9 protein-coding genes are annotated in these 10,418 nt (G+C 75.7%); 5 read left to right on the top strand and 4 right to left on the bottom strand.

Annotated elements, in window-relative coordinates; translation table 11 throughout:
• Nucleotides 1-40 precede the first annotated feature (40 nt).
• Complete coding sequence (locus ACFVVU_RS33640) at nt 41-940, bottom strand: PaaX family transcriptional regulator C-terminal domain-containing protein (protein WP_387793838.1); 900 nt, start codon at nt 938-940, stop codon at nt 41-43.
• A gap of 316 nt (nt 941-1,256) precedes the next feature.
• Between ACFVVU_RS33640 and ACFVVU_RS33645 the strand changes: the two genes are divergently transcribed.
• The 3 genes from ACFVVU_RS33645 (at nt 1,257) to ACFVVU_RS33655 (ending at nt 4,916) form a co-directional block, all read left to right on the top strand.
• Nucleotides 1,257-2,924 carry a cytochrome D1 domain-containing protein gene (locus tag ACFVVU_RS33645; RefSeq protein WP_387793839.1) on the top strand — a complete coding sequence of 556 codons (1,668 nt, stop codon included), beginning with the start codon at nt 1,257-1,259 and terminating at the stop codon, nt 2,922-2,924.
• Between the two features lie 113 nt (nt 2,925-3,037).
• Entirely contained in the window at nt 3,038-3,688 is a 651-nt protein-coding gene (locus ACFVVU_RS33650; protein WP_380685076.1) for a transcriptional regulator, read from the top strand.
• Between the two features lie 94 nt (nt 3,689-3,782).
• The gene (locus ACFVVU_RS33655; RefSeq protein WP_380685075.1) at nt 3,783-4,916 is read left to right on the top strand and encodes an aminotransferase class I/II-fold pyridoxal phosphate-dependent enzyme; all 1,134 of its coding nucleotides are present in this window, start codon (nt 3,783-3,785) and stop codon (nt 4,914-4,916) included.
• 13 nt (nt 4,917-4,929) lie between these two features.
• On the opposite strand, the gene ACFVVU_RS33660 is transcribed toward ACFVVU_RS33655, so the two are convergent.
• From ACFVVU_RS33660 to ACFVVU_RS33670, 3 genes are all read right to left on the bottom strand, one after another.
• Nucleotides 4,930-6,093 (bottom strand): GNAT family N-acetyltransferase, encoded by a 1,164-nt coding sequence (locus tag ACFVVU_RS33660; protein ID WP_380685074.1) that lies wholly within the window; start codon nt 6,091-6,093, stop codon nt 4,930-4,932.
• 265 nt (nt 6,094-6,358) lie between these two features.
• Entirely contained in the window at nt 6,359-7,477 is a 1,119-nt protein-coding gene (locus ACFVVU_RS33665; protein ID WP_387793840.1) for a polysaccharide deacetylase family protein, read from the bottom strand.
• A 378-nt stretch (nt 7,478-7,855) separates the two neighbouring features.
• Complete coding sequence (locus tag ACFVVU_RS33670) at nt 7,856-8,275, bottom strand: hypothetical protein (protein WP_387793841.1); 420 nt, start codon at nt 8,273-8,275, stop codon at nt 7,856-7,858.
• A gap of 316 nt (nt 8,276-8,591) precedes the next feature.
• Here ACFVVU_RS33670 and ACFVVU_RS33675 point away from each other — a divergent pair, with 316 nt between their 5' ends.
• Together ACFVVU_RS33675 and ACFVVU_RS33680 are read left to right on the top strand one after the other, a co-directional pair.
• Complete coding sequence (locus ACFVVU_RS33675; protein WP_387793842.1) at nt 8,592-9,389, top strand: serine/threonine protein kinase; 798 nt, start codon at nt 8,592-8,594, stop codon at nt 9,387-9,389.
• 7 nt (nt 9,390-9,396) lie between these two features.
• On the top strand, nt 9,397-10,418 hold a 1,022-nt coding region (locus tag ACFVVU_RS33680; RefSeq protein WP_387793843.1), incomplete at its 3' end, for a serine/threonine-protein kinase.

Here is a 10,418-nt window from a genome sequence, read left to right on the forward strand (position 1 = left end):
CGTTCTGCGACCCCCGGTGGTCCGCCCACCGGTCGTCGCGTCAGGCCGTCCGCGCCTCGCCGGTGATCTCGGCCATGACCGCGTCGTAGCGCTGGAAGAACCGGGGCCCGGGATCGGGAGCGTCCTGGCCCGCGCGGCGCAGCAGGCGCCAGCAGTCGGCGGTGAGGGCGCGCGCCTCGGTGCCGGGCCAGGGGCGGGGGAGGAGCTCGGGCGGGAGCAGCGGATCGGGGGTGGTGGCGCGCGTGAACTCGGCGGCCAGTTCGAGGGCGATCGCGAGGTGCTCGACCCAGGTCGGCGCGCTCTCCGGGGCCGTGGCGGTCAGCCGGGTGAGGCGGTCGGCGGCGAGGGCGGCCAGCCGGCGGTGGCCCTCGGCGAGGTCGTCGAGCGGCCAGAGCCGGCGTGCGAGGGTGAGCGGGTCCTCGTCGCCGGCGATCCGCAGGTCGGTGGTGGTGAGCAGGGTGACGCAGTCGGCGACGCCGAGGCGGGCGGCCTCGGCCTCGACGTGGGGCGCCCAGTCGTTGGCGCTGACGTAGAGCCCACCCTGGACGGCGGCGCCGCCGTGCCGGACCAGCGTCTCCCGCAGCGCGTCCCGTGCGGCGCGGGCGGATTCGGGGACCGCGAAGGCGACGAGGTGCCAGCGGCCGTCCCAGGGGGCGAGTCCGGCGTCCTGGGCGTACATGTGGCGGACGAATCCGACCTCGGGTTCCGCGGACCGCCGGGCGTGCTCGGTCTCCCGCAGCACGGCGCGCCGGCCGCGCCCCTCCTGGACGAGCAGGTTGTCGGCGGCCATCCGCTTGATGCACAGGCGCACCTGCTGGTCGGTCATGCCCAGCTCGCCCGCGACCTCGTACAGCTCGCCGGCGTCGACGGTGCCGTCGGCCCGGACCATGCCCTCGACCAGGGTGCGGGTGGGGACCTCGACCCGTCCTTCCTCGGTCATCGCTGCCGCTCCTCTCGTCCGCCCTGTCGCGGTTCCGCTGCCTACGGACGAGTTTAGTACGCTCCGAACTATCGACCATCGGGCGATCGTTTCAAATGTGATAGTCAAAGCCGGCCGCCGTGGCGCCGGGTCCGGTGCGGGGCCGACGGTTCGAACAGGGACCAACTGAGCGGAATTGAACGGTTGATGACAATCCCAGTCATCTCCTGACGCTTCGTCAGTCGGGCTTCTACGCTTCGGGCGATCCGGGCGGTCCCCCCGGGTCGCCGAGGGCGACCGCGTACCGCCCGTTCCGCCGAGGAGTCTGGAGATCCCGTTGACCACACGCCCCGCACCGCGCCGATTCTGGACGGCCGTGGCCGCCGCCGGCGCGGCCACGGCCGCCCTGCTCTCCCAACCCGCCACCGCCACGGCCGCCCCCGCGGGCGCCACCGCCGCGCCGCCGCCCGTGGTGGCCGCGACCGTCACCGTCGCCCCCTATCCGGCGGGCGTCGCCCTCGCGCCGGACGGCGGGCACGCCTATGTGACCAGTCAGAGCAGCGGCACGGTGACCGTGCTGTCCACCGCCACCGGCGCGGTCACCGGCACCTTCACCGCCGGTACCGGCTCCTACGCGGTCGCCCTCGCGCCCGACGGCGGACACGCCTACCTCACCCACCACCTCACCGGCACCGTCAGCGTGGTCGACACCGCGAGCGGCGCCGTCACCGCCACCGTCCCGGCCGGCGCCGGAGCCTTCGGTGTGGCGCTCGCCCCCGACGGCTCCCGCGCCTACGTCACCAACGCCGCCGCCGGCACGGTCAGCGTGCTCGACACCGCGACCAACACGGTGGCCGCCACCGTCCCGGTCGGCGCCGAGCCGCACGGGGTGACCGTCGCCCCGGACGGCGGGCACGTGTACGTCGCCGCCTCCGGCGCGCAGCGGGTCGACGTGATCGACACCGCCACCGCCACCGTGAGCGCCTCGATACCGGTCGGCCACGGCGTCTTCGGCCTCGCCCTGGCCGCCGACGGCTCCCGGCTGTGGACCGGCAACGGCGGCGACTCCACCGTCAGCGTGCTGGACACCGCCACCCGGGCGGTGACCGCCACCGTCCAGGTCGGCGCCAACCCGTACGCGGTCGCCGCCGCCCCCGACGGCCGCTCCGTCTACGCGAGCAACTACGCCGACAGCACGCTCAGCGTGCTCGACGCCGCGAGCGGCACCGTCACCGCCACCGTCCCGGTCGGCGCGAGCCCGTTCACCCTGGCGGTCACCCCCGACAGCCGGCACGGCTACCTCGCCGACTTCGACGGCGCCGCCGTGAGCGTCCTCGGCTTCCCGCTGCCGGTGCCGGCGGTCACCGGCGTCAGCCCGGCGAGCGGTCCGCAGGCCGGCGGCACAGTCGTCACCGTCACCGGCACCGACCTGGCCGGCGCGACCGCCGTGAACTTCGGCGCCGCGGGCGACGCCGCGTCCTTCTCCTGCACCGCGACCTCCTGCGCCGCCACGGCCCCGGCCTCGGCCACCGCCGGGACGGTCGACGTGCGGGTCACCACGCCCGGCGGCACCAGCGCCGTCTCGGCCGCCGACCGGTTCGGCTACCAGGCGCCCGCCGCCGACCTCGCTGTTTCGCTCGCCGCCAGCCCGGTGGCCAATCTGCTCGGCGGCCGGGTCGACTACACCCTCACCGTCACCAACCAGGGCCCCGGCGCGGTAACCGCCGCGACCGTCGGGGCGGCCCTGCCCACCGGGCTCGCCGCGAGCAGCACCGACTGCGGGGTCGCCGCCGGCCACCTGACCTGCGCGCTCACCGCCCCGCTGGCCGCCGGTGCGAGCGCCACCCGCCACCTCACCCTCCAGGTGAGCCAACTCCTCAACCTCGGCCGGACGTTCACCGTCACCACCGCCCGGACGGCCGGTGCGCCGGTCGACCCGGTGGCCGCCAATGACACGGCGAGCCGCACCTGCAAGGTCGCGCTGCTGGCGATCACCTGCGACTGAGCCGGAACCGGCAGGGTCGGACGGGCCCGTCCCCGGGGTGAACGATCCCGGGGGCGGGCCCGTCCCGCGCCACCGCCTGGACGAAACGTCCACCCTGGACGTACAGTCCAGAAGTGACCATCGAGACCCCCGACCCGCGCCTGCGCACCTGGGCTCCCGTCTGTCAGGCCGTCGCCCTGCTGCTCGGCCCCTACGCCGAGGTGGTGCTGCACGACGCCGTCCGTGACGAGGTGCTCGCCATCTGGAACCCGATGGGCGACCGCGGGCCGGGCGACCCCTCCCTGCTCGGCGAACTCGACGGGCTCGACCAGGCCGCCCCCGACGTCTACGGCCCCTACCCGAAGCTGCTCCCCGACGGCCGGCGGCTCTCCTCGGTCAGCGCCGTGCTCCGGGACGAGGACGGTCGGCCCGCCGCCGTCCTGTGCGTCAACCTCGACCGAGGGCCGCTGGAACACGCGGCCGAACTGCTCGCCGCCTTCGCCGCGCCGACCGCCCCCCGCCCGGAACCGCTCTTCGAGCAGGACTGGACCGAACGGATGAACGACGTGATCGGCGGCTACGTCCGCGCCCACGGGCGGCCCCCGGAGCGGCTGGGCCGCGAGGACCGGCTCGCCGTGCTCCGCGAACTCGACCGGGCCGGGGTGCTCGCCGTGCGCCGCGCCGTCCCGGCCGTCGCGACGGCGCTCAAGGTCTCCCGCTCCACCGTCTACACCCTGCTCGCCGAACTGCGCGGCGCGCCCGGGGCCGCGCAGCCGTCGGACTGACCCCGTCGGACTGACCCCGCCGCTGCGAGAGCGACGAACGCGGAACGCCGCACGCGGCAGCACGAACCCATCGCACCGAGGAACGAGAACCCCCATGACCAGGCTCCCCGACTTCCGGCTGGAGACGTACTTCTCCCGCTGGGAGTTCACCGCCCGCCACCACCTCACCGCCTCCGACGCGCAGACCATGGCGATGTCCGAACTGCTCGACCTGGCGGACGCCGAGGACCGGCAGGCCTGGGAGACCCTCGCCCTCGGCTACACCGAGACCTTCGGCGACCCGGCCCTGCGCGAGGCGATCGCCGGCATGTACGACCTGGCCGGCCCCGAGGACGTGATCTGCTTCGGTGGCGCCCAGGAGGGGCTCAACCTGGCCATGCAGGTACTGCTCGGCCCGGACGACCACGCCGTCGTCGTGACCCCCAACTACCAGTCCGCCGAAACCGTGCCACTCTCGCTCTGCGAGGTCACCGGCGTCGCGCTCGACCCCGGACGCGACTGGGCGCTAGACCTCGACGAGCTCACCGCCGCGCTGCGCCCCAACACCCGCGTCGTCTCCGTCAACTTCCCCAACAACCCCACCGGGAAGGTGATCGGGGCCGCCGACTTCGTCCGGCTGGCCGAACTCTGCGACGAGCGCGGCATCCACCTGTTCAGCGACGAGGTCTACCGCGGCCTGGAGCGTGACCCGGCCCGCGCCCTGCCGCGGGCCGCGGACCTCTCCGAACGCGCCCTCTCGCTCGACGTCACCTCCAAGTCGCTCGGCCTGCCCGGGCTGCGGATCGGCTGGATCGTCTGCCGCGACCGGGAGTTGCGCGGCCGGCTGGAGCGCGCCAAGCACTACACCACGATCTGCAACGCCGCCCCCAGCGAGATCCTGGCGCGGATCGCGATCAAGGCCCGGGAGCCGATCCTGGCCCGCAACCGGGCGCTGATCGCGGCCAACCTGCCGCTCTTCGACGCGTTCTTCGCCCGCTTCGCCGACCTCTTCGAGTGGCGCGCCCCGGACGGCGGCTGCGTCGCCTACCCGCGCTACCTCGGCGCGGACGGTGTCGAGTCGTTCTGCCGGGGGCTGGTCGAGGAGGCCGGCGTCCTGCTGCTGCCGGCCTCCGTGTTCCGTTCGGAGCTGACCGCGACGCCCGCCGACCGGTTCCGGATCGGCGTCGGCCGGCGGGATCCGGCGCCCGCCCTGGAGGCCTTCGCCTCCTGGCTGGAGGCCCGCCGCTGACGAGACCCCGCCGTCAGTCCCGGGCGGGGACGGCCGCCGGCGCCTCGGCCGCCGTCCCCGTCGTCGCGGCCCGCCCAGCCTCGGCCGGGGCCCGGCGGGCGGCCTTGGCCCGGTACTTGAGCCCGAGCAGTGCCCCCGGCACGCCGTGCGGCACCAGCCAGGAGACGTCCTCGCGGTCCACCGCGTCGAAGCGGTACTTGTACGGCTCGGTGCCGCGCAGGAAGTCGAAGGTGGTGAGCCCCTGCCCGGCGGCGGCCCGGATCGCCTCGGCGATCACCGCCGTGCCGAGCCGCAGCGGGGCCCAGGCCACGTCCCAGCCGATCTGGTAGTAGGCGAAGGTGTCGCGCCACTGGAAGCCGTAGAGCACGCCGACCACCTCGCCCGCCCGCTCCGCGACCAGGAACGCCGGGCCCTCGCCGCGGTGGGTGTCGGCGGCCCGCTCGATCACCCGCAGGTGCAGCGGGGCGCGGGCCTCGTCGAAGGTGGTCGGCCGGCCGAGCGCGGCCCGGCGCAGCCGGTGCAACCGGACGGCGGTGCGCAGCAGTTCGAGGCGCTCCGGGAGTTCGGAGAGCGCCAGGGCGGGCGGCACCCAGCGGAAGGTGATGCCCTCGGCGGCCAGTTTGCGGCCGTAGCGGCGCAGGTTGGCGCGGAACTGCCGCGAGCCGAGCGCGTCCGGTCCGGCCGTGAGATCGGCGCGCGGGCACGGGGTGCGGCCGATCTCCACCGCGCCGGGCGGCAGCAGACCGGCCTGGTCCGGGTCGAGGTCGGCGAGCAGCAGGGTGGCCCGCCGTCCGCGCCGGGCCAGCCAGTCGGCGACCTCGGCGCGGCGGTGCGGGGCGACGGCGAAGCCGCAGTGGTCGGCGGCGCCCGGCCCCGAGCCCAGTACGGTCAGGCAGGGGACGGGCAGCGGCGCGCGCGGGTGGAGGCGCTGGGCGGTGCGCAGCAGCGGGACGACGGCGTCGACCCGGCCGTGCCCGTCCCGCCACACCACGACCTCGCCGCCGGTACCGGAACGCGAACCGCTCTCGGCGGCCCCCAGCGTCTCCCACCAGGCCAGCGTCCACTCGGGCGTGCTGAACCAGGAGCCGCCCGGCCCGCCCGCGCGGCCCGCCACCAGCTCGCGCCAGCCGTCGACCACGTCCGCCGGCAGGGCGGCCGACCGGTACCGGACCGGCACCGCGCGCGCACCGGCGGGCGCGGCGACGGATGCCGTCCGACCGGCCGGGCGCTGAGGTGTCGGTCCCGGATGCGCTGTTCCCATGTGTGCTGCCCCCCAGGCTCGTCCGTTCCCGGTGTGCCCGCCGGCCGGCGGCCGGCCACGGGCCGGTCGGTATTCTCCCGGATCCCGACCCCCGGGCGGCGGGGATCCGGGCAAGCGGTCCCCGCGCGGGCCGTCCGGGCGGGGGAGCGGGCGGCGGCGCGGCCCCCGCCGGAGCGGCCCGTCAGGTGCCGCCGCGCAGGCGGTGCACGGCCGGGTGGAGCCCTGAGAGGATGGTGTCGAAGCGGTGCCGGCCGGTGGTGGAGTTGACCCGCAGTCGGCTGATCCGCAGTGGGTTCGGCGGGAGCAGCCGGTCGTGGCGGTGGTCGAAGAGGAAGCCGAGCCGGTAGCCGAGGCGGTTCAGCAGGGTTTCGGCGCGCGGGTCGAGGTTGCCGTTGGGGTAGGCGAAGGCGGTGGGCGCCTCGCCGCCGAGCCAGCCGGTGAGCGCCCGGTGCGCGCCGGTCACCTCGGCCCCGACGGTGTCGTCCTCGCACCGGTCGAGGCAGGGGTGGCCGGCGGTGTGGTTGCCGATCGCGACGCCGCCGCGGGCGAGCGTCAGCAGGTCGGCCGGGGTGAGCTGTTCCTGCCGCGGTGCGCGGACCCCGGCGCTCTCCCGGAGTTCGGCCAGCGCGGCGCGGCGCTCCGGGTCGGCGAGGGTCTTCATCCGGCGGACCGCGCCGCTCGGCGGGCAGTCGGCCAGCGCGCGGGCGGTGCCGCCGTGTTCGGCGAGGAAGGCGGCCTCGCGCCACCAGAACGGCTGGTCGCCGCCGATGAGGTCGGTGACCACGAAGGCCGCGGCGGGAATGTCGAGCCGGGCCAGCACCGGCAGGCCCTCGGTGAGCACCGTGCGGTCGCCGTCGTCGAAGGTCACCAGCACGCTGCGGTGCGGCAGCGGCCGGCCGCCGTGCGCCGCCTGCTCGACGGCGGCGAGCGAGACCGGGCGGGCGTGGCGGACCAGGCGCTCCATCTGGAGCGCGAACACCCGGGGGTCGTCCACCCCGTGGTAGGCGAGCACGGCCAGCCGGCGGGTGGCGGCGAGCCGGAAGAGTGGCTGGAGCGGTGAGTGGCGCAGGACGGCGTCGACGGTGGCCCGCCGGCCGGCGAGCCGCGCGCGCGGTGGGGCGGCGTCCGTCGGAGCGGTGCCCTTCGTGCGGGTGACGGCGGTCGTGGTCGGGCCGGTGATCGTGGTCGGGCCGGTGGTCGTGGTGGCGGTCGTCGTGGTCGTGGCCGTGGTGGTTCCGGTGGCCGTCGCGGTGCTCGGGCCTTCGGCGGCCCCGGTCGAATGCGCGGTTCCTTCGGGCATGGACGCGCTCCCCCCTTCCTCCCCGTGCGATGGTGCGTCGGCGGGGGTGGAGCACGCTGCACCGCAAGGCCCGGCCGTTCGGCGCACGCCTGTCAGGTGGGCGGCCCGCCCCGCTCCACGAAATCCCAAGATAGTGCAAAAACCCATGCTCCGAACCGGGTTGCGCACCGTGGACGGGTTTCGACGGGTGGTTGGCGCATTTGCCGACGGCCCGTGAACTGAGCGACGGCTGTGAGCATCCTGAGTGATTGCTGGTGGGAGCGGTGGCGGATGCTTCCTGGGGGGACGGCGCCGGCCACCGGGTGCGGGCCCGGCGGCCGGCCCGGGCCGGGGCGCGCGAGGCCCCGGCCCGTCAGACCCCTGTCATCGGACGGGGCGTCAGAACGGGTTGGTACAGGTGGTCACCTGCTGCGCCACGTCCTGGGCGGGGCCCGCGGTGGCGCAGACTATCTTGAGGTCCGAGGTGACCACGCGGGGCGTCACGGCCTTCGCGAAGCCCTGGGCGTAGGTGGTCGCCGAGGCGGCGGTCACCCACGGGCTTCCCCAGGCGCGCTGGGTGCGCACCTCGACCTTGACGATCGTCAACTGGCCGGGGTCGGCGGAGACCTGGGCGACGCCGACGACGCCCGCACCGTCGGCCTCGTGCCAGACGCACGGCTGGTTCAGCACCGTCGTGCACGCGACGCCACCCGTCGGGGCCGTGGCCCCGGGGGTGGTCGTCGCGGCCGCGGCCGGAAGGACCGTGACCGCGGTGATCCCTGCCGCCGCCGCCATGAGAGCTGCAATCCGAGCGCGCATTATGTCAACCTCCTTGGAATGAAAGGGAATCTCGCTCTGTGGGATGAGTCTTGCACAAATCTTTAAGGTTCCCCGTGTGTGCTGCATCACACTGATGGTGATCGCTCAACTACTGAGAGCGATCGCGCCGGTGATATGCGGATGGCCCTGAGGTGTCGACCGGCCGACGTGACGGTGCGGGTGCCGGTAGCCGAATTGACGGTGCGCCAGGGGGCAACTCGCTGCTGGCGGCTCCTCGTTCACTCGTCCGGGTTGGGCCGGCGCTGGCGGATGGTTCGGACGGCTACGATCGGGCCGACCCCCGGAGGTGACCCGGATGACCACGGTCATCGTGCAGTTGCCCGACGCCCGCCCGCCGGCCCCGGCCGACCGTCGCTTCGCCCGCCTGTCGCGGCCGCCCCGCGGCGCCCCGCCCAGTCGTCCGGCCCTGCTGCACCTCGGGCCGGGCGACACGGCCGCGTTCGGGCGCGGCGAGCCCGGCCGCCCGCCCGCCGTGCCGATCCCCGACCCGGGTGTGTCGCGCCGGGCCGGCGAGATCACCGCCGCCGAGGACTACTGGCGGCTCTCCAACTTCAGCGCCACCGCCACCTACGTCGTGGAGAACCTCGAAGGCGCGGGCGAGCACGTCAAGGTCGCGCCCGGGCGGCTGGGCGCGCCCGTCCCGTTCGAGATCTCCCGGATCCTGCTGCCCGCCCACGGCGAACCGGCGGCGTTCAAGGTCTTCGCCCCCCAGCACGCCTACCTGAGCGGCGAGTCGGCCGCTCCGGACGGTGAACGCACGGTCAGCCCGTTCGCCCTGGACCCGACCGCGAAGTACTTCCTCGTCCTGCTCGCGCTCTGCGAGCCGCGGCTGCGCTCGCCCTCCGCGGCGGCCGTGCCCGGTGCCACCGACGTGGTGGCGCGGCTGCGCGACCTGCCGGCCTGCCGCGACCTCAGCCGCTCGGCCGTCAACTACCACATCGACTACCTGGTCGGCAGCAAGCTCCGGCTGCGCGACCCGGTGGAAGGGGGCGACCCGGGCGGCAAGCGGGAGGAACTCGTCGCGCTGGCCCTGCGGTTCGACCTCGTGCGGGAGGAGCACCTGGTGCTGCTCCCGCCCCGGCGCGACGGGTGACCCCGCGGTGGCAGCGAGCACCGCGTCGCCGGCCCCGCCCGAACCCCCGGAGGACGGGGCGGGGTTCGCGGTGCCGCCCGGCTGTGTCGTCGCGGGGTACCGGGTGGGCGAGCGGATCGGGGCGGGCGGCTGGGGAAGCGTCTACGCCGCCCGCCGCGAGGGGGCGGGATCCGACGGCGGGTCCGGTGCCGGCTTCGGCGAGACGTGCGGCGGCGGGTCCGGCGGCCTGTCCGGGGGTGGTCCGTGCGAGGCGGCCGTCAAGTTCCTCCACCCCGGCCGGCTCAGCCCCGGCCAGCGCGACACCATGCGTCAACTCGCCCACAGTGAAATGCGGTTCAGTCGGCGCGCCGACCACCCCCACCTGATCCGCACCCTCGCCGTGGTCACCCTCGCCGACCCGGCCCATCCCGCACTGGACGGCGCACTCGCCCTGGTGATGGAGCGCGCCGCGGGCAGCCTCCAGGACGTCCTGGCCGGGACGCGGCCGCCGGCCCCCGTCCCGGACGCCGGCCGGATCCTCGCCGAGGTCGCCGCCGGCCTGCGCCACATGCACACCGCCGGCTGGGTGCACGGCGACCTCAAGCCCGCCAACGTCCTGCTGATGCCCGACGGCACCGCCAAGCTCGCCGACTTCGGACTGACCGCCGAACTGGACGGCACCCACGCCTACGCCCCGCCGCTCGGCTCGCCCGACCACGTGCCGCCGGAGTGGTGGTCCCAGCGGACCGGCGCGCACGGCGTGGCCCTGCGTCCGAGCGCCGATCTGTGGGCCTTCGGCGTCCTCGCCCACCAGCTGCTGACCGGCGGCCTGCACCCGTTCCTCGGCGCCACCGCCCGGGCCCGCTCGCTCGCCGCCCTGGCCTACGCGCGCGGCAGCGCCCCGCTGCGGCTGGACGCCGCGCTGCCGGAGCGGTGGCGGCCGCTGGTCGCCGCCTGCCTGACGGCCGACCGGCGGCGGCGCGCCGAGGTCGACCTCGCGGCGCTGCTCGCCGTGGCGCTCGACGAGGACGCGCCGCTCGCGGGTGGGGC

Origin of the sequence: Kitasatospora sp. NPDC057965 (assembly GCF_042887135.1) — a bacterium.
Classification (GTDB): Bacteria; Actinomycetota; Actinomycetes; order Streptomycetales; family Streptomycetaceae; genus Kitasatospora.